The organism is Bacterioplanoides sp. (assembly GCF_965226395.1).
In the GTDB taxonomy this organism is placed as follows: domain Bacteria; phylum Pseudomonadota; class Gammaproteobacteria; order Pseudomonadales; family Oceanobacteraceae; genus Bacterioplanoides.
On sequence record NZ_OZ245358.1, the window covers coordinates 676,850 to 701,626 of the forward strand.

Here is a 24,777-nt window from a genome sequence, read left to right on the forward strand (position 1 = left end):
CTGAATCACTCCTCTGAGCTTAGGCTCTGTCTGATAACATCAATCAGTGGGTGGAACCGATTCCTCCTTTCTATTTCTCTTCCTTTTTATCCTCTGGCGCTTTCATCAAAACAGGCTTTTTTTATCAGCCCGTAAAGTCTGTATATCAGCCCTACCTGACGGAAACAAGTCTGTTGATCGCTCAAAGTCATTTGTGGCGAAAATCGCAAATGGTAAGATCCGACAAAGTTTACTAATACAAAGGAATAAAAACGGAATCCTTTATGAAATTTTTCGCTCAGATAAGCAGTCTTGTATTCGCTCTCGTCATACTGGCGGGGTGTGCCGCCAAAGTGGCGAACTATGATGCCATCAGCCAGAATGCGGCACGCGATGCTGCGGTTGCGGATGAATCAGCAGCCCGAACCATTCAACATGCACAATCCAAGCTGGAACTGGGTCGTAGCGAAAAACTGGCATTTTATGCACCCCGCCATCTGAAACTGGCAAGCGAGCAACTGGCTGAAGCCCAGAACATGCACATCAGCGGCGACCCGGATGGCCCGGTCAAAACCGCTGCAATGCGTTCCATCAAAACACTGGAAGCCGGCCTACAAACCAAACAACAGATCCTGACCCGGTTGAAGCCTACACTGGATCACCGGGCTGTTTTGCTGAACATTCGCGCCGATGACTTCTTCCCAACGGACTTTGCCGGGTTAGAGCAATCTCTGCTTGAACTGATTGATCTGATGGAAGACAACCGCATAGCCGAAGTCACAAAGGAGCAACAACAGTTGCTGGCCCGTATGCATCAGGTTGAGGTCAACACCATCGAATACATTCAGCTGCAACCGGTCAAAGATCATCTGCAACGTATTGATAACAAAGGTGGCCCGGACGTGGCCCCCATCAGCTGGCAAACAGCACAAACTGTACTGCAACAGGCGCAGGCACTGATTGCCAAAACCCCACGTGCCAAAGGCGCCATCGCCAAAGCGACCATCGCCGCCACCCGGGCAACACAACATGCCGAAGTGATCACTGATTTAAGCAATGAAATTGCCGAGGCCCGTTCTCAGGAGGCAGAAGCCATTGCCCTGCGTATGGAACGCTGGCTGTATCGTATCAGTGTGGCGCTACAGCATGATGATATTCGCCACCAAACTCTGTCTGATCAGGCGAGCGAATACGCCGCTGCCATCAAGGCGTTAAGCCATCAATAAGCCTTAACGGGTCGGGGCTGGGGCATGACAAAATCAGTCAACCCAGCCCGATTACGATTGGTCAAAAAGTAGCAATCCCTCCCTTATAAGCCGTATAATACGGCGCTTTTTTCAGCACCATTCAAGATTGTAAGCCAGCTGAAACCAGCAAGACCGACATTAGCAAATCATGAGCACACGAATGACAGAAAAAGCAAAAAAGCTGTTTATCAAAACCCACGGTTGCCAGATGAATGAATACGACTCTGCGCGTATGGCCGATATGCTGGGTGAAAGCCACAAAATGGAACTGACGGATAACCCGGAAGAAGCCGATGTGATTCTGTTAAACACCTGCTCAATTCGTGAAAAGGCCCAGGAAAAAGTATTCCATGAATTAGGTCGCTGGCGTCCGCTGAAAAACGCCAACCCGGATCTGAAAATTGGCGTTGGTGGTTGTGTTGCTTCTCAGGAAGGTGACGCCATCATGAAGCGTGCACCGTTTGTCGATATGGTGTTTGGCCCACAAACCCTGCACCGTGTGCCTGAGATGGTCGACAAGGCCAGCAATGCAATCAAAATTGTTGATGTCACCTTCCCGGAAATTGAGAAGTTTGACCACCTGCCACAACCCAAAGTGGAAGGTTGCTCTGCGTTTGTATCCATTATGGAGGGCTGCTCAAAGTACTGTACCTTCTGCGTGGTTCCTTATACCCGGGGTGAAGAAGTCAGCCGTCCATTGGCCGATGTACTGGTTGAAGTCCAGTCTCTGGCCGACCAGGGTGTACGTGAAGTAAACCTGTTAGGGCAAAACGTAAACGCTTATCGCGGTGATACCGCAGACGGTGATATTGCCGACCTGGCTGAACTGATTACTCAGGTAGCGGATATTGACGGCATCGACCGTATTCGTTTCACCACCTCACACCCACTGGAATTCAGCAACAGTCTGATTGATGTGTATGCTGAAGTCCCTGAGCTGGTCAGCCATATTCACCTGCCGGTACAAAGTGGCTCAAACCGCATTCTGGCTGCCATGAAACGCGGCCATGAAATTGATATCTACATCGACAAAATCCAGCGTTTACGTGCTCTGCGCCCGGATATTTCGATTTCTTCTGACTTTATTGTTGGCTTCCCAGGTGAAACGCTGGAAGACTTCGAAGACACCATGAAACTGATTGAACAGATTGGTTTCGATACCTCATTCAGTTTTGTCTACAGCGCCCGCCCGGGGACTCCGGCATCGGACCTGGAAGATGACACACCGGAATCACTGAAAAAAGAACGTCTACGGATTCTGCAAGCCCGTATTGTTCAGCATGCCCAACAAATCAGCCGTCGTATGGTCGGCAAAGAAGAAACCATTCTGGTTACCGGCGTATCAAAGAAAGACCCGGGCGAACTGCAGGGCCGTACCGAAAACAACCGCGTAGTGAACTTCCGTCATCACGATCACGACCTGATTGGCAAATTCGTCAAAGTCAGCATTGAAGACGCTTACCCGAACAGCTTGCGTGGCATTGTGATTAACCCGGAGCTGGCATATTAATGGCAACTGAAACGCACGAACCGGTTAATGAGTCCAATGAGACCGCCACGGCGACTAAAAATGTGCACAGCACCCGCTTTACCTTAGAACCGGATGATGCCCTGCGCTTAGCCAATTTGTGCGGCAACCTGGACAGTCATATTCGCCAGATTGCCGATCATTTCCAGCTGACCATCTATAACCGTGGTGCTCAGTTTAAGCTGGAAGGCAGCCCCAAAGCCTCTAAACGTGCGGCGCATCTGATTCAACGTCTGTACAAAGAGACCCATAACGGCACCGATATCACACCGGATCTGATTCATTTATTTCTGCAGGAAGACGCCGCCGAAGCGGCCTACGCTCAGGTTAAGAAAGGCCAGCAATCTGGTGTGATTAAAACGCCGCAAGCCTTGATCAAACCACGCGGCCCTCACCAGCTGGAATATCTGGAACGAGTCCGCCAATACGATATCAACTTTGGTATCGGCCCGGCAGGTACCGGTAAAACCTTCCTGGCGGTTGCCGCTGCGGTTGAATCACTGATGCGTGACGAAGTGAAACGCATCCTGCTGGTACGCCCGGCGGTGGAAGCCGGTGAAAAACTGGGCTTTTTACCCGGTGATCTGGCGCAGAAGATTGATCCGTATTTGCGCCCGCTTTACGACGCCCTGTATGAAATGCTCGGCTTTGAGCAGGTCAGTAAACTGATGGAGCGCAACGTGATTGAAGTGGCTCCTCTGGCCTATATGCGTGGTCGTACTCTGAGCCATTCGTTTGTGATTCTGGATGAAAGCCAGAACACCACCAAAGAGCAGATGAAGATGTTTCTGACCCGGGTGGGTTTTGGCTCCAAAGCGGTGATCACCGGTGACGTGACTCAGGTGGATTTGCCCCGTGGCGTCTATTCCGGTCTGAAACACGGTTTAAGTGTGCTCGATGGCGTTGATGGCATTGGTGTGACCCGCTTTAACAATCAGGACGTGGTGCGTCACCCATTGGTTCAGAAAATCGTCGATGCTTACGACAAGCATGACGAACTGGAAAAGCAGGAAGAGCGTGAACGTCGTCAACAACGCAGAAACGAGCAGGCCGATGACTGATTCCAGCATGTCTGAGAGTGAAATGGATCTGTTTGTGGATGTGCAGATTGCCGATGACATCATCGACCATCCTGCTCTGCCGGATGAAGCATCTCTGACTCAATGGGCCAGTGCTGCATTAGACGGCCGCTGCCGTTTTGACGAACCGGAACTGACCATTCGCCTGGTGGATAACCCGGAAAGCCAGCAGCTCAACCATGAGTATCGCGGCAAAAACAAACCGACCAATGTGTTGTCGTTTCCGTTTGAAGCACCGCCGGAAGTGCCGATTCCCCTACTGGGTGACCTGATCATTGCCGTTCCCGTGGTGGAGCAGGAAGCGCAGGAACAACACAAAACCAGCCGGGCACACTGGGCACATATGGTGGTTCATGGCTGCTTGCATTTATTGGGTTACGACCATATAAAGGACGATGAAGCCGAAATAATGGAGAATCTGGAGCGCCAGATTCTCGCTGAGCTGGGATTCGACGACCCATATTCTGAGGATCATGGTATCCCTAACACCGAGTCATAAACATCTATGAGCGAAGACCGATCGAGCAGCCAGCAGAAAAGCTGGCTGGAAAAACTCACCGATTTATTCTCTGACGACCCCCAAAGTCGTCAGGACATTAAAGACATTGTTCGCGAAGCTGCTCAACGCAGCATTGTCGATAACGAAACATTAGCGATTCTGGAAGGTGCCCTGCAGGTTTCTGAAATGCAGGTGCGCGATATTATGATCCCGCGTTCGCAGATGATTTCCATCAACCTGAACGACTCCCTGAAAGATTATTTACCACGGATTATCGAATCCGCACACTCGCGTTTTCCGGTGATGGGCGACGACCAGGATGAAGTTCTGGGAATTTTACTCGCCAAAGACCTGCTGCCATTAATTCTTAATGAAAACCGTGAAGACTTCCGCCTGAAGGAAGTGTTGAGACCAACGACCTTTGTTCCGGAGAGCAAACGTCTGAATGTCTTGCTGCAGGAGTTTCGTGCCACCCGCAACCATATGGCGATTGTGGTGGACGAATTTGGCGGCGTTGCCGGTTTAGTCACCATTGAAGACGTACTGGAACAGATCGTTGGTGAAATCGAAGACGAGCATGACTTCGACGAAGACGACAGCATGATTAAAGAAGTTGAAGAAGGCATTACCATGGTGAAAGCCCTGACTTCGATCGACGACTTTAATGAGCACTTCAACACTCGTTTTGCCGATCAGGATTTCGATACCATTGGTGGCATTGTGGTGCATCACTTCGGTCGTGTGCCGGAGTGTGATGAACACATCCTGATTGATCAATGGAAGTTTAAAGTGGTGAATGGCACCAGCCGTCAGATTAATCTGTTGGAAGTAACGCCTGTTACAGAATCCTGAACAGATTAGCGAATTGCCACACGACGGAATAATAAATAACGAAGGCAGTGTTCGTCACTGCCTTCACACTCTCATTCTCTAACTCAGGGTTGCGCTGATGATGTCGCAGTTACGCAGCTATTTCTCTTCAGTTCCAACGTCTCGGCCATGGGTTTCAGCCCTGATATTATGGCTTGCCGGTGCGCTTTTTCCGCTGGCATTAGCCCCCTTGTTCTGGTGGCCGGTTGGCCTGCTCAGTATTGCGGTATTTGTTTATGCCGTCTGGCATAGTGAAACAACCCGGCAAGCATTCTGGCGAACCTGGTGGTTCAGTTTTGGTAAGTTCTCGACTGGTATATCGTGGATCTACGTCAGCATGCACGATCATGGTGGTACCCCAGCGCTGCTGGCGGTTCTGCTGATTGGGCTGTTTGCCGGATTTATTGCCACCTTTCCGGCCTTCTGGTTTGCCCTGCGACAGAAATATTTCGCTCGCCATCTGGCGTGGCTCACCATCCCGGTATTCTGGTTTTTACACGAATGGTTCCGCAGTTGGTTTATGACAGGCTTTCCCTGGTTATTTGCCGGTGACGCTCACCTCTTCAGTTGGTTATCCGGCTGGGCTCCGATTATTGGCAGCTATGGATTATCGGTTCTGGCAGTACTCAGTCTGACAACCCTGTATCAAAGCTGGCAGAAACGCCAGCCGCTCTATCTGCTGGTATTACTGTTATGGCCGGCTGGCTGGCTGCTGCAGGATGTTGAATGGACTGAAAAATCCGGCGAGCTCACTGTTGCAGCGGTACAGGGCAATGTGGATCAGGATAAAAAATGGCTGCGGGAAATGGTCAGCCCAACCATTAACGATTACTACAACCAAACTCGCGAACACTGGAATGCTGATTTAATTTTATGGCCGGAAACCGCCGTGACCTTATTTCTTGATCAGTTCCAGCCTTATTTTGATGTCTTTGCCCGGGAAGCTGAACAACAACACAGCACTCTGATTACCGGTATTCCTTATCGTCACCCACAAGGCACTCCACAGGCCGGTGAGTTTCATAACAGCATCGTGGCACGCGGCTATGGTGAAGGTATTTATCATAAACAACAGCTGGTTCCTTTTGGTGAGTTCGTACCGTTACAAGAATTTATTCGTGGGTTAATTCCGTTTTTTGATCTGGAAATGTCGAGCTTTCTGCATGGTGAAGCTGATCAGACGTTAATCAAGGTTGGCAAATATCACTCTGAAGAACACGAGCAACTGTTTTTAGTCGCTCCTTATATTTGTTATGAAATTGCCTACCCACAACTGGTCAGCCATATGGCTAAAGAAGCGGATATGTTGATCACCGTCAGTAACGACGCCTGGTTTGGCGACTCTTTAGGGCCAAAACAACATATGGCTCTGGCACAAATGCGCTCACTGGAAACCCAGCGCTATTTATTACGGGCGACCAATACCGGTATTACCGCGCTGGTGAACCACAAGGGAGAAATTGTCGACAAGCTGCCGGTTAAACAACAAGCAACCTTAACCGGCGTGGCAGAAATGCGTCAGGGCCAAACTCCCTATATGCAACTGGGATTGTGGCCGCTGTTTATTTTCAGTGGATTGGTTTTACTAATGGCACGCGTTCTGGTGGTGCGTCAGGGCCAGCCAGAACCTGCTGCCAACTTCTGATATTGCGATCATTCTTTAACGGCGAACTGGATAATCTCGGGTTCGCTGAAATGCTGCGCAGATGCTCGTATAACGGTTGTGTCAGCTGCTCAATATAGGCCAGATATTCAGCGATCAGAACATCAATGTTCTCTTCCATCTTGCGCGCTTTCATCAACATCCCTACCTGAAATGACAGATGTTTTTTCACCGTGATCAACTCGAACAGTTTTTCAGTCAGTAATAAACGAATACGGCGGGAACTGTTCGCGGAAGCCTGTAACACCAGATTACCGGTAGCGGCCATCAGAGCATCAATATAAGCAACATCCATTTGTGCCAGCGTTTTCAGATCTTCCCCCTGCTCCAGAGCCTGATACATATCCTGAATCATGGTCAGCAGGCGGTTGTCATTTTCAATTGTGGTCTCACCGGATCTGGCGGCGGCCAGACGCTTCTCCAGCGCCAGCTTAATCGCTGTTGGAATAGCCCGGTTAAATAACTCAAGCCCTGATAATAAGAAATCTCCGCCTAATTCCAGCTCCGGAATCCGATAAAGGTTATCCATAAAGTCCAGCCCCATATCACGATTCATATCGCAGATACGAATACCGGAACCCTGCACACTGTGTACGGCATTCATCCGCCCCAGTGTTCTCAGTGCCATCCGTAGAGAAGTTCGATCAACAGAAAGTAATTCAGCCAGTTGCCTTTCTGGTGGTAACTTATCACCGGCTTTTAGCTCGCCGGTAAAGATCAGGGCAATAAACAGATCAGCAATCTGATCTGGAAGTGTTTTTGCCATTGTCATTATTCTTTATAAGTGAGATGTATTTTTTATTATTACTTAGAGCCCGTTATCAGACCCTGACTGAGTGTCACTAAATTACCCTATGAAAGCAAGCGACTGATACAATTGTGGCTTATTAATCAACCCTTCATCTCAGCGAACGGATCGGATTGTTCATGGCTAAATTATTATTTCGTTTAAACGGTGTATCGGAGGAAGAAGCCGACCAGATTCGTGAGCTGCTGGAACAGCATGATGTGGATTTTTATGAAACTCACGCAGGCCGCTGGGGTATTTCGTTAGCGGCTATCTGGTTAAGAAATAACGAAGAATTCGACGAGGTGCGTCAGCTTATTCTGGAGAGTCAGCAACAGCGCCAGATTACATTACGCGCAGAATTTGAAGAAAAACTGCGCAACGGTGATATTCAGCCCTGGCCACAACGATTACTACAAAGACCTACCGACTTTATCGCGGTTGCCTTGGGTATCGGATTTATTATTGCCCTGATGCTATGGCCATTTCTGACGATATTTGAATAACCAGCGCAACAAGCCAGAAAGCTCAATCAAAGGTCTTAACTCAGACGCTGTATAATGGCATCGAGGATTGGTTGATTAGCGGCCGGAAACTGAAAATCAGCCAACTGATGGGCTTTCACCCAGCGTACTTCCTGCCCCTCTGCGCCGTGGGCTAACAAGGCATCGTTCACACCCACTTCAACCCAGTACACATCGAGAAAGACTTTTTTATCCGGGTATTCAAACGGAATCTGCATCAGCTCCGCCATATTATTTTCTGCGGTTGGTAACGCGACTTCTTCATCGAGCTCCCTTACCAACGCTGCTGTAACCGTTTCACCGGATTCAACCTTTCCGCCTGGAAACTCCCACAAGCCACCCTGATGTTTATCATCTGGGCGTTTGGCAATTAATACTTCGGCGTCATTAACAACAGCCACAGCGACTGCAACATGGACTTCTTTCATAATCCGATTGTTCAATTACAGAGCATTAAAACACAGTTATTTTTAGCCGCCGGATCGGACAGCACATCCATGTGCTGACGATCCTACCGAAACATCCTGTTTCTGCTTTTAAAAATAACTCTGTTTCAATACTTAGTTAATTTCGATCCGACACTGTTACTATCGGCATGGGTCTAAATAAAGGCAATCAGCGGGTTAATTGGGATACTTTTCTAAAACAGCAACAGGATGTTGCGTGCCCATCACCAGAGCCATGGATGGCGATTGTGATGGGTGTGGAAGAAAAGCTATCCCGATTAGCCAGACATATTATTAATTAAGAACGATAATCCGCATTAATAGAAACATATTCATGCGACAAATCCGTTGTCCACAAAGTTTCCTGAATATCGCCACGCCCTAACTGAATACGGATCGCAAATTCGCTTTGTGCAAAAACAGCCGCACCGGCTTCCTCAGTATAAGAAGCACAACGACCACCGTTCTCAACAATTTGTACATCATCCAGATAAATCTGTACTTTTTCGAGGTCGAAATTTTCAACGCCACTACGACCAACCGCTGCCAGAATACGGCCCCAGTTTGCATCCGAAGCAAACAATGCGGTTTTTACCAGTGGGGAGTGTGCAACGGTATAGGCTACATCCAATGCTTCTTTCTGGCTCGCAGCGGATGACACATCCACGGTGACAAATTTAGTTGCTCCTTCACCATCCCGAACAATAGCCTGCGCCAGTTTCTGAAACGCGTCTTTTAATACAGCAAATAATTTTTGTCCTGCTTCACTAGTGGCATCGGTAATTTCCAAGCCGGATTGGCCCGTCGCAATTAATAAACAGGAATCATTCGTTGAGGTATCGCCATCAATAGTAATACGATTAAACGAAGCATCTGCCAATTGTTTACACCAACTCTGCAAAACTGACTTTTCAACCGCAGCATCGGTAGCAATAAAGCCCAGCATGGTCGCCATATTCGGCATAATCATACCAGCGCCTTTAGAGATACCCGTTACGGTTGTGTTAATACTTTCAATCTCAGTCTGAGTGCTGAAACCTTTAGGCAGCGTATCGGTTGTCATAATACCGGACGCAGCACGCGCCCAGTTATCCAGATTTAAATCTGCAAACGCCGCTGGTACACCACGTTTGAAAGCAGTCATATCCAGCGGTTCACCAATCACACCCGTTGAGAATGGTAAGACTTCAGCAGGTGAACAACCGGTGGTGCCGGCAACCAGTTCACAGCTACTCACTGCATTCTGATAACCTTCAGGACCGGTACCGGCATTGGCATTGCCGGTATTAATTAATAAATAACGCGGCTCAGTTAATTCCAGGTGTTTTTTGCAAATTGTGACGGGGGCAGCACAAAAAGCATTCTGAGTAAAAACACCCGCGGTACGGCTGCCTTCCGCTAATTCAAACAACACCATATCGTCACGATTAGGATAACGAACACCCGCCTGAGTAATGCCCATTTTAATGCCATCAACGGCACAGAAATCTTTAAATACTTCGAAATTAACAGCCATTTTTATCTCTTCTTTTCGATGCGTTTTTTCGTTAACGCAAAGAATAGCGGTATTGATGTTTTTCGTAGCAGCAACATGGATGTTGCGTTAGCTCAGCAGCGACAGGGATGTTGCGTTAGCTCAGCAGCGACAGGGATGTCGCTTCTGAGCGGCGAGAGAAAAATATCAATAGCGATATTCTTGTTTGTCTATATTAAAAACAAATATGCAGCCAATCGGCTGCATATTTTCAAACACTGTTTGCATTAGAGTCTGTTAACAGACTCAGGAGCCTTAATTCAGCTTGCCGTGGCAGTGTTTGTATTTTTTGCCCGAACCACACGGGCATAAATCATTACGCCCTACCTTTTGTCCATCACGAACAAATGGTTGAGCAGCTTCATCCTCAGCACTTTCCTGAGGCTTTTCACCAGTAATAGCTGAAGCGGCTTCGTCATGCTGATAATTTGCTTGCTGAGCTTGCGCTTCAGCCTGGGCACGACGCTGCTCTTCCATTTCACGGACTTCCTCTTCTTCACGCACTTTCACATGTGACAGAATACGGATCGTTTCGTGTTTAATATTTTTCAGCAATTCCTGGAACAGAGTGAAAGATTCACGCTTATATTCCTGCTTCGGATTCTTCTGACCATAGCCACGCAGGTGAATCCCCTGACGCAGGTGATCCATCGTTGCCAGATGCTCTTTCCACAGGTTATCAAGAATTTGCAGCATCACCTGCTTCTCGAACATACGAATCGGGCCAGCCCCCACTACCGCTTCTTTATCTTCGTACGCTTTCTGGATGCTTTCCAGAATACGTTCACGCAGCGGCTCTTCGTACAATTTATCGTCGTTGTCCAGCCACTGCTGTATCGGCAGCTCAATATCAAATTCAGCCTTCAGGTGTGCTTCCAGGCCTGCAATATCCCACTGTTCAGACAAACTTTGTGGAGGGATATAACCATCAATTGCATCCGCCACCACATCCTGGCGAATATTGGCAATAACACCGGAAATGTCTTCCATTTCCATCAGGTCATTACGCTGCTCGTAAATCACACGACGCTGGTCGTTGGCCACATCATCGTATTCCAGCAGCTGCTTACGAATATCAAAGTTACGGCCTTCCACTTTACGTTGAGCTTTTTCAACCGCATTGGTAACCATTTTATGCTCGATGGATTCACCATCTTTCATGCCCAACGCCTGCATCATGCCGCGCATACGCTCAGACATAAAAATACGCATCAGGCTGTCTTCCAGCGACAGGAAGAAACGCGTTGAACCCGCATCACCCTGACGACCGGCACGACCCCGTAACTGGTTATCGATCCGGCGCGATTCATGGCGTTCAGTACCAATAATATGCAAGCCACCGGCTTCTAAAATACCGTCATGGCGAACCTGCCACTCAGAGCGGATCTGATCAATCTGCTGTTGCGACGGCTCATTCAGCTCAGCAACTTCAGCCTCCCAGTTACCGCCCAGCATAATATCGGTACCACGACCCGCCATGTTAGTGGCAATAGTTACTGCCCCCGGACGACCGGCCTGAGCAATAATTTCTGCTTCTCGGGCATTTTCTTTCGCGTTTAATACGTTATGCGCAACTTTGGCTTTTTGCAGCACCTGAGAAATATATTCAGATGATTCAATCGAAGCCGTGCCCACCAGAACAGGACGCTTCTGAGCAATCACTTCACGGATTTCTTCGACAACCGCATCGTATTTTTCACGCTGGGTGGCATAAATGACATCGTTATAGTCGATACGCTGAATCGGTTTATTGGTTGGAATAACCACCACATCCAGTGCATAAATCTGATGGAATTCAAAGGCTTCGGTATCGGCGGTACCTGTCATGCCGCCCAATTTGTTATACAGGCGGAAGTAATTCTGGAAGGTCGTCGAAGCCAGCGTCTGACTCTCTGCCTGAATCTGAACACCTTCTTTCGCTTCAACAGCCTGATGCAGACCTTCACTCCAGCGACGGCCCGGCATAGTACGACCGGTGTGTTCATCAACGATCACAATCTGACCTTGCTGAACAATATAATCGACGTTTTTCTGATAAACCGCGTGTGCTTTTAAAGCGGCATGTACGTGATGCAGTAAGTTCAGGTTCGTTGCCGCATACAGACTTTCGCCGTCTTTCAAAATGCCGGCTTCAATCAGCAGCTCTTCAACAAACTCATGACCTTCTTCAGTCAGTTCAATCGAGCGTTGCTTTTCATCAACAAAGTAGTGACCCGAAGCCACTGCTTCACTGCCCTCTTCAGCTTCTTCGCCTTTTTCCAGCTTAGGAACCAGCTGATTAATAGCCCGATACATTTCTGAGCTGTCTTCGGCCGGTCCAGAGATAATCAGTGGAGTACGTGCTTCATCAATCAGGATGGAGTCAACTTCATCGACAATGGCAAAGTTCAGGCTGCGTTGTGCTTTATCGCCCAGAGAGAAGGCCATGTTATCGCGCAGATAATCAAAGCCGAATTCATTGTTGGTGCCATAAACAACATCGGCCTGATATTGCTCACGCTTTTCCATTGGGTTCTGACCCGGAACGACAATGCCTACGGTCATACCCAGGAATTCAAATAATGGACGATTCCACTCAGCGTCACGACGCGCAAGGTAATCATTCACCGTCACGACATGAACGCCGTCTCCGGTTAAAGCATTCAGATAACTAGGTAAGGTCGCAACCAGGGTTTTACCTTCACCGGTACGCATTTCAGCAATACGGCCTTCATGCAGCGTGATACCACCAATCATCTGTACATCAAAGTGGCGCATTTCCATCACACGCACACTGGCTTCACGACAGACAGCAAAGGCTTCTGGCAATAACTTATCCAGCGCCTCACCGGCTTCGATACGTTGTTTGAATTCTGCAGTCTTGGCTTTTAATTCGTCATCTGAAAGTGCCTTCAGGCCTTCTTCCAGAGCATTAATCTGGGCAACAATTTTACCCATACGTTTAAGTTCACGGCTGTTTTTGCTGCCGAAGATCTTACGAAAAAGATTACCGATCATGGTTTTATGATTATCCGAAACTAAATAAAGCGGCGCTGGGCCTGGCGTTATAACACAATTGTGCTACAGGCTACTTATAACCCAGAATAATGACAAGCGTATTGAGCAGAAGAAATTATCGCGGCTTGCGATGAATATAAGCGGCAGGGTCGACGGTGCGTCCGTTTTTATACACTTCAAAGTGAACATGAGGGCCTGTCGAACGACCGCTGCTGCCCATTAATGCAATGGTATCGCCTTTGCGAACCACATCACCAACGTTCACTTTTAACTCTTTGCAGTGGGCATAACGAGTTTTGTAACCATTGCCATGATTCACTTCGACCAACTGACCATAGCCATAACGCGGCCCAGACCAGGTGACAACTCCCGAAGCAACTGAAACGATATCAGCGCCCATTTTACCGGCGAAGTCGACACCCGCATGCCAGGCTAAACGACCGGTGAATGGATCGGTACGCTTACCATAGCGCGAGGACATCCAACCCTTGGTAATCGGACGACCAGCGACAAAGGTATCAGAACTCAGCTTGTTCGCTGACATCAGATCGTCAAGCACTTCCAGCTGCTGCTCACGGCTGTCGATACGCTCTGACAACTCGTCCAGCACCTGGCTGATTTCTGGAGAATGGTAAGCCTCACCCAGGCCTGCCATCAGATTGGTATTGGTAATATCAGGGCCACCAACGGCCGGCAAAGCGGAAAAGTCGAATTCTTCGGCGTGCAAATCGGAGACATCAACCAAACGCTCACCCAAAGCGTCCAGACGCAGCAGTTTGCTTTGTAATTCTGCCAGCTTAAGCGTCAGGGCTTCTAATTCCTGATCGGTTTGTTTACGAATCTGTTGCAGCTCCTGACGTTGCATATCCAGATCGCGCTCCCAGGCTTTTGCGGCATTCAGATCAAAGATGCCTTCATCAGCCAAACGTTCAGCCAGCCAGTAACCGGAAGCCCCCATCGCAAACGGCAGCGCAAACAGAAAACCAACCATCACCGCTTTAGCTGTATTGCCAAGCGTATAGGTTCTGGATTCTCCGTGACGACGACCAACGATGATAATGTTCATAAGTTTCAGGTTTTCCAACTACACAGACCATCTAACTAGCGGGTCTGCAGCACGATTAAACGGTTTTTCTTTGCTGCAAACACAACAAAGGCCATCTAAGTATGGCCCTTGTATGGGGATTCTCCATGAAAATCCTGTATCAGTTAGTAAATCATATTTTAACCGGCTGCGGCGGGACGCATGTAAGAAATTGGTGCACTTTCTTCAGCAAACTCAACAAATTCCCACGCATCTTCCTGCTGAAGCAGTTCGCGCAGTAACAAATTGTTCAGTCCATGACCGGATTTGTAACCAACGTATTCACCAATCAGGCTGTGACCTAACAGGTATAAATCACCCACGGCATCGAGAATTTTATGTTTTACAAACTCATCGTCGTAGCGCAGACCATCTTCATTCACAACCCGATAGTCATCTACCACGATAGCGTTTTTAACACTACCACCCAGCGCCAGATTTTTAGAACGCATGTATTCAATATCTTTGGTGAAACCAAAGGTACGAGCACGGCTGACTTCTTTAACATAAGAGGTTGAAGAGAAGTCTAGGCTGGCCTTCTGAACGCTTTGCTTCAAAACCGGGTGATCAAAATCGATTTCAAAGCTGACTTTGAAACCTTCATAAGGAACAAAGCTGGCGACTTTATCACCATCACGAACTTCGACTTTACGCTTGATACGGATAAAACGCTTCGGAGCGTCCTGTTCAGCTAAACCGGCAGATTGAATCAGGAATACGAACGGACCAGAGCTGCCGTCCATAATTGGCACTTCCTGAGCACTTAATTCAACAATCGCGTTATCGATGCCTAAACCAGCCATCGCAGATAATAAGTGTTCAACGGTATCCACCTTGGCATGGTCTTTTACCAGCGTGGTGGATAAGGTAGTTTCGCCAACGCTAACCGCATTTGCCGGAATATCAACAACCGGATCCAGATCAACACGGCGAAATACAATACCGCTGTTAACCGGGGCAGGCTTCAGCTTCAGGTAGACTTTCTCTCCTGAATGCAAGCCTACGCCAGTCGCGCGGATTGTATTTTTTAATGTTCGTTGCTGGATCATAGAGACATTCCTGCCAATCTTGGGCGTTTTTTAACCAAATTTTAGATGCCGGGATTATAACAGCAAAATGTAAACCTGCCAGAGCCGGTTTGCATTTTGCTACATAATTGGCTCAATCGGCCTGACGACGCAAAAAGGTAGGGATATCCATAATGCTGTCGTAGTTCAGATCACTGTTAGGATCAGCTTTAGGCACTGCAGAACCTTCGGTCGCTGTAGCGATACCAGAAACCGGACGTTCCTGCACATCAGCCTTAACCGTATTATCAACCACCACTTTGGCCTCAGCTGGCGGTGGTGCTTCCTGTGCTTGAGCCTGGCCCAGACCAGTTGCTACCACGGTGACGCGTAATTCATCCGACATATCCGGATCCATTACCGTACCAACAACAACGGTTGCATTGTCAGAAGCAAAGTCTTCGATCACGCCACCAACTTCGCTGAACTCGCCCAGTGACAGATCAAAACCTGCAGTAACGTTAACCAGAATGCCACGCGCGCCCTGTAAGTCGATATCTTCCAACAGCGGACTGCCAATCGCTTTTTCTGCCGCTTCACGTGCACGGTTTTCACCAGTTGCAACACCGGTCCCCATCATCGCCTGACCCATTTCTGACATCACGGTGCGCACGTCAGCAAAGTCAACGTTGATCATGCCCGGGCGGGTAATCAGATCAGCAATGCCCTGAACAGCGCCCTGCAGAACATTATTGGCTTCTTTAAAGGCATCCAATAACGTAGTGCCGCTACCCATTACCGAAAGCAGTTTTTCGTTCGGAATGGTAATCAGGGAATCGACATTTTCAGCCAGTTGCTTTAAACCCTGATCGGCAATCGTCATCCGTTTGCGACCTTCAAACGGGAACGGCTTAGTAACAACCGCAACGGTCAGAATGCCCATTTCTTTGGCAACTTCAGCAACAACAGGTGCACCACCGGTTCCGGTGCCGCCACCCATACCTGCAGTGATAAATACCATATCGGCACCCTGCAGAGCCTCAGAAATTCGTTCGCGATCTTCCAGTGCCGCCTGTCGGCCAACTTCCGGATTCGCACCAGCACCTAAACCTTTGGTCAGGCCATTACCTAATTGAATAATGGAACGTGAGCCAACGTTACGCAGTGCCTGAGAGTCTGTGTTAGCACAGATAAAGTCGACGCCATCAATGTGGCCATCAACCATATGCTGGACAGCATTACCGCCGCCGCCGCCAACACCGATCACTTTAATCACGGCATTTTGTTGTAAATCATCTGCTAGCTCGAACATATCCCCTTCTCTTTGTTGAGACATCGCTTTATCTCCTTCCGCGCGCGATTAATATTTAATCTTAAAAATTGCCTTTAATCCAATCTTTTATGCGGGAAAATGCCGATTTTTCATCATTTTTCCCTTGATGTCGTAAAGCCCGGTTTTCCTGCTGTTTTACGGCGTGCAATAACAACCCGACTGACGTCGAATAAATCGGATTATTAATCACATCAGACAAGCCAGAAACACTGTGTGGTCGTGCCAGACGAACCGGCATATGGAATATTTCTTCGGCTAATTCCACCACCCCTTCCATCTTCGCGGTACCACCGGTTAAAACGATGCCCGCTGCCACTAAGTCTTCATAACCACTGCGACGCAGTTCTGACTGAATTAAGGTAAATAATTCGTCGTACCGCGGCTCCACGACTTCCGCCAGCGCCTGGCGAGATAAATCACGCGGTGGCCGGTCGCCAACACTAGGAACTTTGATGGTTTCGTCCGCTTTGGCAAGTTGTGTTAAAGCACATGCGTATTTAATTTTAATTTTTTCGGCATGCTGGGTTGGAGTACGTAACGCCATGGCAATGTCATTGGTTACCTGATCACCAGCAATCGGAATAACTGCCGTATGACGAATAGCCCCTTCGGTGAAAATAGCAATATCTGTGGTACCGCCACCAATATCCACCATACACACGCCTAATTCGCGTTCATCATCGGTTAATACCGAATAACTGGAAGCTAATTGTTCCAGTACCAGATCATCCACTTCCAACTCACAACGCTCAATGCAGCGCTCAATATTCTGCGCCGCATTTACTGCACCGGTAACCAAATGCACTTTGGCTTCCAGCCGCACTCCTGACATACCAACCGGTTCACGAATACCTTCCTGAAAATCGACCACATATTCCTGCGGTAATACATGCAAAATGCGCTGATCCTGAGGAATAGCGACCGCCTGCGCTGCATCAATAACCCGCTCAATATCCATATGAGTCACTTCACGGTCACGTACCGCCACAATACCGTGAGAATTCATCGACTGAATATGGCTGCCAGCAATCCCCGCATGTACCGAGTGAATACGACAACCCGCCATTAATTCGGCTTCTTCAACAGCGCGTTTAATTGATTGCACGGTTGAATCAATATTAACCACCACGCCTTTTTTTAAACCATGGCTTGGGCTGGTTCCTAAACCCACGACTTCAATTGCACCGTCTTCGCTGACTTCGCCAACAACAGCAACAATTTTGGAGGTACCGATATCCAGGCCAACGACCATATTTTTCTGTTGTACCTGATTCATGAATCCATCTCCTTAAGAGGGTGCCATTGAATTGCGGCTCCCTTGCCATAACGTAAATCAACTGCGATGACCTGCTCAGCAGGCAGTGTGCTTAATAATCCATCCAGTCGTTTCATTCTTTCTTCAAAATATTGCCGCCCAAATTCAACTTTCCAGGAGTTGGATAATAAAACGGAAATCGAACCAACTTCTGTGACTTCTAATTCAAGCACATTTACCCGGCTCTTTTTTAACATTTGATGCAAACGACGATAATTTCTCATCGCTTCATGAGCATACTGAGAACTACCTCGCATACGTGCCATTTTTTCGCCGCTAACAAAACCAGGTCGCGGCAAAATATCGCCAGCAACGGTTAATATTTCTTCACCGTTCCAGATCGCCATTGGGATATCTTCATGAACATTAATCACAATGGTACCCGGCCAGGATTTTTTAACGCGTTTCACATGAATCAGTGGTAATTCATCAACCTGCTGATACACCTGTTGTAAATCAACCGAAAAAAAACTTTCGCTTTTTAACCAGGTTAATTGTTGAACAATTAAATCGGGCTGCCATAAGCTGAATTGCCCTTCTACTTCAACACTCTGAATTGGCCAGCTCTGATATAACCAACGACCACCCATGACCAAGGACACAAATAACAGCGGGACAATAATCCAGGACACATTAATTTTTGGCCAATGCCATTGTCGCGGTTGTTTTTCGACGACCCGGGTTGCTCCCGTTAATGTGCCTTTTTTCATAATCAGGCCTCAGACATACGCGGCTTAGCGTGTTGCAATAACTGAATAACCAATTCAGCAAACGATAAACCCGTTGCGTTTGCTGCCATCGGTACCAGACTATGATCTGTCATGCCAGGACTGGTGTTCGCTTCCAGCAGCCAGAAATTGCCGCTCTCACCATCCTGCATTACATCAATTCGTCCCCAGCCTTCACAGCCCAATACTTCAAACGCCGTTAATGCCAGCTGTTGTAATTCAGATTCTTTTTCAGCACTTAAACCACACGGCAATAAATACTGGGTGTCGTTTGCCTGATATTTAGCGTCATAATCATAAAATTCATGACTGGTTTTTAATTGAATTGCGGGCAATGCTTCATCACCAACAATAGCAACCGTAAACTCAGCACCAGATACCCATTGCTCGGCCAGCACCATCGCATCGTACTGGCTGGCAAATTCGAAACTTTGTTGTAATTCTTCGGCGCTATGAACACGGCGCATACCAATACTGGAGCCTTCGCGCGCTGGTTTCACAATCGCGTTATGGCCCAGCAACTCGATGGTTGCCTGCCAGTCACATTGATCATTCAGCAACACCGCTTTTGGAGTAGGTAGCCCGGCAGCCTGCCAGATTAATTTGGTACGCCATTTATCCATCGCCAATGCTGATGCCATCACACCACTGCCGGTATAAGGTTTATCCAGCCATTCCAGTACGCCCTGAATGGTGCCATCTTCACCGCCACGGCCGTGCAGAGCAATAAAGGCAATATCAAATTCTGCACCCGTTAGCTGAGCAATGGCATGCCCCTGAATATCAATAGCCGTTACGTCCTGTCCAGCTTGTTTTAATGCCTGAAAAACCGCATTGCCGCTATTCAGTGATACCGGGCGTTCGGCTGAATTACCACCCATTAATACCGCAATTTTTCCTAAACCGGTTGCGCTCATCAGGCTTTCTCCTGCTCAGCTAACCACTGCGGCAACTCATTAGTTAATTGCACTGCCAGTGCACCAATATTACCGGCTCCCTGGGTCAGTAATAAATCACCTGGGCGCAATACATTACACAGTGGTTGTTTCACCGATTCATCCCGCTCGATAAAGACAGGGTCAACCGCACCACGCTGGCGAACCGAACCACAAAGCGAACGTCCATCAGCACCGGCAATGGGTTTTTCTCCAGCCGGATAAACATCCATTAACAATAAAACATCAGCCTGAGATAACACTCGTACAAAGTCTTCGTATAAATCGCGGGTACGGCTGTAACGGTGTGGCTGAAATAACATCACCAGACGGCGATCCGGAAAACCATTACGAATGGCTTCGAGTGTTACTTCTAATTCACGCGGGTGATGCCCATAGTCATCCACCAGCATAACGTTGCCGTCCTCCAGAGGGAATTCACCACATACCTGAAAGCGACGGCCCACCCCTTCAAATTTTTCTAATGCCGTCTGAATGGCGTCGTCAGCAACCCCTTCATCATCGGCTACGGCAATCGCCGCCAATGCATTCAGGACATTATGTTTGCCCGGCATACGCACACGAATATCCAGATCCGCTTTATCTCCCGGACGCTGCACGGTAAATCGGGTGAACATACCATCCTGAGTTAAATCAACCGCGCGGTAATCGGCATCATCGGCAAAGCCATAGGTCACAAACTGGCGACTGACCTGAGGTAAAATAGAACGCACGTTATCGTCATCAATACAGAGAACAGCCAGACCATAAAATGGCAGGTTATGCAGAAATTCAACAAAGGTATTTTTTAATTTTTCAAAATCACCGTCATAGGTCGACATATGATCAGCATCGATATTGGTAACGATCGACACCATCGGTTGTAAATGCAAAAAACTGGCATCACTTTCGTCCGCTTCTGCCACCAGATAACGACTGCCACCCAAACGAGCATTGGTACCAGCACTGTTTAATTTACCACCAATGACAAAGGTTGGATCAAAATTCCCTTCCGCCAGAATGGATGTCACTAAGCTGGTCGTGGTTGTTTTTCCGTGAGTACCTGCAACAGCAATACCATGGCGGAAGCGCATTAATTCAGCCAGCATTTCAGCACGACGAACAATCGGCACACGACGTTCTATGGCTGCTTTAATTTCCGGGTTATTTTCATCAATCGCAGTTGATACAACCAGTACATCAGCCTGTTCAACATTTTCACTGTCGTGGCCAATAAATATTTTAGCGCCCATGCCTTCGAGTCTTTCGGTGGCTACACTGTTACGTAAATCCGAACCCGAAACCTGATAGCCCTGATTTAATAACACCTCAGCAATGCCACACATACCAACGCCACCAATACCCACAAAGTGGATACCACGAATCCGGCGCATTTCCGGAATTAAATGGGTCAGTGTATTTGTTTTAAGACTCACGTTTTAATCTCTCAATATACTTTCAATACAGCCAGCTACCTGAGCGGTCGCATCGGGCATCGCTAACTGACGGGCCGTGTCGGCCATCTTCTGTAAAGCTGTTTTATCCGCCTGATATTCCAGCCACTGCTGTGCCAGCCATTGCGGCGTTAAATCCTGTTGCTGACGAATAATTCCAGCCTGACGCTGGGTTAAAAACCCGGCATTTGCAGTTTGATGATCATCCACGGCAAATGGAAAAGGAACAAAAATAGCCGCTTTACCCGCTGCTGCAATTTCAGACACGGTTAATGCCCCGGAGCGGCATACCACCAGGTCAGCCCATTCATAAGCCGCCGCCATGTCATCAATAAAAGCGGTGACTTTTGCTTTAATCCCGGCTTGCTGATATTCCTGCTGCAAAGCTTCGATATTACGCTTACCAGCCTGATGCCATAATTCCGGACGCTGATGCTCCGGCAAGCTTTGCATCGCTTCAAGCACGGCGGTATTCAACGCGACTGCACCCAAGCTACCGCCAACAACCAGCACCTTTAATCGTTCAGAATCTGAAGAAATTTGATTACCAATGGCAAAAACATCTTCACGAACCGGATTACCGGTTACTAATGCATTGTCCAGTGCTCCCGGAAATGCCTGCAAGCTCTGATCAGAAATTTTATGCAGTAATTTATTGGTCATACCGGCATAGGCATTCTGCTCATGGATCAGCAATGGAACGCCTGATAATTTAGCCGCAACACCACCCGGGCCAGTGGCATAGCCTCCCATCCCCAATACCGCAACGGGCTTAACCTGCTTAATAATTTTTCGCGCCTGCCAAACTGCTTTGGCAATCAATAAAGGGGCTTTGATTAAACCCAGCTTTCCTTTACCGCGTAAGCCTGCAATCGCAATGCAATGCAATGGGTAACCTGCAGCAGGCACCAGATCTTTTTCAATACCATTGGCGGTTCCCAGCCAATGAATATCATAGCCACGACTGGCCATTTCTTTAGCGACGGCTAATGCTGGAAAGACATGCCCTCCGGTTCCACCGGCCATAAAAAGAACGGCTTTAGTCATCATTCCGCTCCTTTTTAATCTTTTGCGAAGATTTTTCTTTACCGCTGCGTTTTTTTCCGGCCACCGGCTTTTCTTCTTCAACCACTAGCGATGGGTTATCAATTTCATGTGCAACCCGCATAACGATGCCCACCATGGCACAGCAAACCAATAAGCTACTACCACCATAACTATAGAATGGCAGCGTTAGTCCTTTGGTTGGTAACAAACCAATATTTACACCCAGATTAATAATGATCTGCAGCGCTAATAAAGCACCGATTCCAATAGCAACATAAGCACCATACAACTGCCCTTGTTGCTGTGCCCGCCAGGCGGTATGCCAGATAAAGCCAATCAGACAGGCCAGCAATGCCAGTGCCAATACACCACCCACTAAACCGGTTTCTTCCGCCCAGATAGCAAAAACAAAATCGGTATGCGCTTCCGGCAAATAAAACAACTTCTGCACACTTTCGCCCAAGCCAACGCCAAACCATTCTCCACGCCCAAAGGCAATTAACGACTGAGTCAACTGATACCCAGTGCCGTACACATGCTCTGGTGACCAGGGGTTTAAATACGCCATTAACCGTTCAACCCGATAGCTCTCTGCGGTTAATGCGATGGCACTTAAAATCAGAGTAATGGTTAACAACAGGAAAAACTGACCAGCTTTTACCCCACCCAGAAACAACTGAACCAGAGCCGCACCCATCAACACCACCACGGCGCCAAAATCCGGTTCCATCAATAATAAAAACACCATGGCGCCCAAAATCAGGAAAGGTTTCAGAAAGCCACTCCAGCTTTGCTGAACTTCATCTTTGCGGCGTACCAGATAGCCGGAAATAAAAAACACCGCACTCAGCTTGGCAATTTCAGAAGCCTGAATTTTAATAAAGCCTAAATTCAGCCAGCGTTGGCTACCATTTACTTCATGACCAATACCCGGCACAAACACCAGAATTAAACCCATAAATGCTATTAGCAATAACAATGGCTCTACCTGACTCCACCAACGTAGTGGAATCTGGCTGACAACAAACAATGCGCTGATACCTAATAACAGATACACCACATGGCGAATGGCAAAATAGTGTTCATTGCCGGTGTAATATTCAGCAATACCGGTCGAAGCCGATGCCACCATCAACCAACCCAGGCACATCAGTGCCAGCCAGGGGAAAAACAACCGGTTTTTGCTTTGCCAGTTTAAGCGTTCGATAAACTGTTTAAGGGACGTCGTTTTTAAGGATGCGATCAGCTCAGTCATGATTCATCTCTCGCTCATCATTTACCGTCCCAGCGCTTAACTTGTCACTGGCCTGCTCATTCGCAGCCATAACCAATTGACGGAAATATTCACCGCGTACGGCATAATTGCGGAACTGATCAAAGCTGGCACACGCCGGTGACAATAAAATCAGATCTCCCGCTTCGGCATTCTGAAGCGCGGTTGCAAAAGCCTGGTCCATGGAATCAAAAATATGACTTTTACATAACGCTTTGCCGTCTTGCATAAAGTCTTGTTGAATGTTTTTAGCATCACGTCCATATAACAATACTTCGGCAACGTACTGCTGGCAGGGTTGCACTAATTCATCAAAGGACTGGCCTTTATCAACGCCACCAGCCAACAACCAGATTTTACCTTTGGCGCCGGTACCCAAACCATTCACCGCTGCCAGCGTCGAACCCACATTAGTGCCTTTGGAATCGTTATAACAATCCACGCCATTAAGATTAGCAACCCACTGGCAACGATGAGCCAGACCCGGAAACTCACGAATAGCAGGTAATGATTGTTCCAGCTGAATACCCAGCGTTTCACATACGGCATCAACCAGCGCCAGCGCTGCCAATACATTGGCTAAATTGTGTCGGCCTTTGATTTTAATATCATCTGCTGACAACAAGCGTTGCTGCTCACGGTATAAATAATCGATGCCATCGTGATTTTTTAGATAAAAACGCGATGATCCATCACTATTCAGTGAAAAGGCGATGTTGCAGTTTGTATTATCCGGCAGTGTTGCCTGATCATCACTATTTACAACAACACGTTTTGCTCCCTGAAAGATACGTTGTTTAGCGGCCAGGTAATCACTCATACCCTGATAGCGATCCATATGATCTTCGCTCAGGTTCAGAATGGTCACTGCTTCAGCATTCAGATTCGTGGTGGTTTCTAACTGGAAACTGGACAGTTCCAGTACATAAATATCGGCTTCATCGTTATCGGTTAAATCCAATGCAGGCAAACCGATATTGCCGCCAACCCGAGCCTTCAGCCCACACTGATTCAGCATATCGCCAACCAATGAGGTGACGGTGCTTTTACCGTTTGAACCGGTAATAGCAATAACGGGTTTATTCACATGCTCCTTGAATAACTGAATATCACCGGAAATCGCGACCCCCGCTTCAATTGCCTGCTGAATAGCAGGCTCAGCTAAGGCAACGCCGGGGCTGACAATCAGCTCATCATAAGAGACTAATAATTCACCATTCAGGTTACCGCAATAAATACGGCTCTGAGGAAATTCCTGCTGAATATCAGCCAGACCTGGTGGCGTTTCACGGCTGTCGCATAAATCAAATGACCACCCCTGACGCTGAGCAAAACGTGCACACGACAACCCGGACAGTCCCAGTCCGATAATCATGCGCTTGGTGTTCGCAGCGTTTGTTGTTTCAGTGGTTGTCATTTGAGTCGTCATTTAAATGCCCCCGTTATCC

Annotated in this window: 21 protein-coding genes; 7 read left to right on the forward strand and 14 right to left on the reverse strand. The window is 48.0% G+C overall.

Features of this window, described 5'->3' with window-relative positions; translation table 11 throughout:
• Positions 1–263 precede the first annotated feature (263 nt).
• From ACO05E_RS03140 to lnt, 6 genes are all read left to right on the forward strand, one after another.
• Positions 264–1,205: a hypothetical protein gene (locus ACO05E_RS03140; protein WP_419811541.1), complete on the forward strand. Its 942-nt coding sequence runs from the start codon at positions 264–266 to the stop codon at positions 1,203–1,205.
• Between the two features lie 181 nt (positions 1,206–1,386).
• Positions 1,387–2,736, forward strand: coding sequence for a tRNA (N6-isopentenyl adenosine(37)-C2)-methylthiotransferase MiaB (miaB, locus tag ACO05E_RS03145; protein ID WP_419811542.1), 1,350 nt, complete (start codon positions 1,387–1,389; stop codon positions 2,734–2,736).
• Positions 2,736–3,815 carry a PhoH family protein gene (locus ACO05E_RS03150; RefSeq protein ID WP_419811543.1) on the forward strand — a complete coding sequence of 360 codons (1,080 nt, stop codon included), beginning with the start codon at positions 2,736–2,738 and terminating at the stop codon, positions 3,813–3,815. Before miaB ends, ACO05E_RS03150 begins: the two co-directional genes overlap by 1 nt.
• A 22-nt stretch (positions 3,816–3,837) precedes the next feature.
• Positions 3,838–4,332 (forward strand): rRNA maturation RNase YbeY, encoded by a 495-nt coding sequence (ybeY, locus tag ACO05E_RS03155; protein ID WP_419813651.1) that lies wholly within the window; start codon positions 3,838–3,840, stop codon positions 4,330–4,332.
• A 6-nt stretch (positions 4,333–4,338) separates the two neighbouring features.
• Positions 4,339–5,184, forward strand: coding sequence for an HlyC/CorC family transporter (locus ACO05E_RS03160; protein ID WP_419811544.1), 846 nt, complete (start codon positions 4,339–4,341; stop codon positions 5,182–5,184).
• Positions 5,185–5,281: 97 nt separating this feature from the next.
• Positions 5,282–6,847, forward strand: a complete 1,566-nt coding sequence (gene lnt / locus ACO05E_RS03165) for an apolipoprotein N-acyltransferase (protein ID WP_419811545.1) — start codon at positions 5,282–5,284, stop codon at positions 6,845–6,847.
• Here the strand turns inward: lnt and ACO05E_RS03170 are convergent.
• A complete protein-coding gene (locus tag ACO05E_RS03170; RefSeq protein ID WP_419811546.1) occupies positions 6,771–7,631 on the reverse strand; it encodes a FadR/GntR family transcriptional regulator in 861 nt (286 codons plus the stop codon). The genes lnt and ACO05E_RS03170 overlap by 77 nt on opposite strands.
• 161 nt (positions 7,632–7,792) lie before the next feature.
• Between ACO05E_RS03170 and ACO05E_RS03175 the strand changes: the two genes are divergently transcribed.
• Entirely contained in the window at positions 7,793–8,158 is a 366-nt protein-coding gene (locus ACO05E_RS03175; protein WP_419811547.1) for a DUF6164 family protein, read from the forward strand.
• Between the two features lie 35 nt (positions 8,159–8,193).
• Here ACO05E_RS03175 and mutT read toward each other — a convergent pair whose 3' ends face one another.
• The 13 genes from mutT to murD form a co-directional block, all read right to left on the reverse strand.
• Entirely contained in the window at positions 8,194–8,604 is a 411-nt protein-coding gene (mutT, locus tag ACO05E_RS03180; RefSeq protein ID WP_419811548.1) for an 8-oxo-dGTP diphosphatase MutT, read from the reverse strand.
• Between the two features lie 316 nt (positions 8,605–8,920).
• Complete coding sequence (gene argJ / locus ACO05E_RS03185; protein ID WP_419811549.1) at positions 8,921–10,138, reverse strand: bifunctional glutamate N-acetyltransferase/amino-acid acetyltransferase ArgJ; 1,218 nt, start codon at positions 10,136–10,138, stop codon at positions 8,921–8,923.
• Between the two features lie 273 nt (positions 10,139–10,411).
• On the reverse strand, positions 10,412–13,153 hold the full coding sequence (gene secA / locus ACO05E_RS03190; protein WP_419811550.1) for a preprotein translocase subunit SecA: 2,742 nt from the start codon (positions 13,151–13,153) through the stop codon (positions 10,412–10,414).
• Between the two features lie 115 nt (positions 13,154–13,268).
• Positions 13,269–14,219, reverse strand: a complete 951-nt coding sequence (locus tag ACO05E_RS03195; RefSeq protein ID WP_419811551.1) for a M23 family metallopeptidase — start codon at positions 14,217–14,219, stop codon at positions 13,269–13,271.
• Positions 14,220–14,377: 158 nt separating this feature from the next.
• A complete protein-coding gene (gene lpxC, locus ACO05E_RS03200; RefSeq protein WP_419811552.1) occupies positions 14,378–15,286 on the reverse strand; it encodes a UDP-3-O-acyl-N-acetylglucosamine deacetylase in 909 nt (302 codons plus the stop codon).
• A 112-nt stretch (positions 15,287–15,398) separates the two neighbouring features.
• Entirely contained in the window at positions 15,399–16,556 is a 1,158-nt protein-coding gene (gene ftsZ, locus ACO05E_RS03205) for a cell division protein FtsZ (protein ID WP_419813652.1), read from the reverse strand.
• Positions 16,557–16,617: 61 nt separating this feature from the next.
• On the reverse strand, positions 16,618–17,853 hold the full coding sequence (ftsA, locus tag ACO05E_RS03210) for a cell division protein FtsA (RefSeq protein WP_255859231.1): 1,236 nt from the start codon (positions 17,851–17,853) through the stop codon (positions 16,618–16,620).
• Positions 17,850–18,602 (reverse strand): cell division protein FtsQ/DivIB, encoded by a 753-nt coding sequence (locus ACO05E_RS03215; protein ID WP_419811553.1) that lies wholly within the window; start codon positions 18,600–18,602, stop codon positions 17,850–17,852. Before ACO05E_RS03215 ends, ftsA begins: the two co-directional genes overlap by 4 nt.
• Before the next feature lie 2 nt (positions 18,603–18,604).
• Complete coding sequence (locus tag ACO05E_RS03220; protein WP_419811554.1) at positions 18,605–19,537, reverse strand: D-alanine--D-alanine ligase; 933 nt, start codon at positions 19,535–19,537, stop codon at positions 18,605–18,607.
• Positions 19,537–20,949, reverse strand: a complete 1,413-nt coding sequence (murC, locus tag ACO05E_RS03225; RefSeq protein WP_419813653.1) for a UDP-N-acetylmuramate--L-alanine ligase — start codon at positions 20,947–20,949, stop codon at positions 19,537–19,539. Before murC ends, ACO05E_RS03220 begins: the two co-directional genes overlap by 1 nt.
• A gap of 45 nt (positions 20,950–20,994) precedes the next feature.
• The gene (gene murG, locus ACO05E_RS03230) at positions 20,995–22,056 is read right to left on the reverse strand and encodes an undecaprenyldiphospho-muramoylpentapeptide beta-N-acetylglucosaminyltransferase (RefSeq protein WP_419811555.1); all 1,062 of its coding nucleotides are present in this window, start codon (positions 22,054–22,056) and stop codon (positions 20,995–20,997) included.
• Entirely contained in the window at positions 22,049–23,311 is a 1,263-nt protein-coding gene (gene ftsW / locus ACO05E_RS03235; RefSeq protein ID WP_419811556.1) for a putative lipid II flippase FtsW, read from the reverse strand. The genes murG and ftsW overlap by 8 nt, the downstream gene beginning before the upstream one ends.
• Positions 23,304–24,758: a UDP-N-acetylmuramoyl-L-alanine--D-glutamate ligase gene (murD, locus tag ACO05E_RS03240; protein ID WP_419811557.1), complete on the reverse strand. Its 1,455-nt coding sequence runs from the start codon at positions 24,756–24,758 to the stop codon at positions 23,304–23,306. The genes ftsW and murD overlap by 8 nt, the downstream gene beginning before the upstream one ends.
• Between the last annotated feature and the right edge of the window lie 19 nt (positions 24,759–24,777).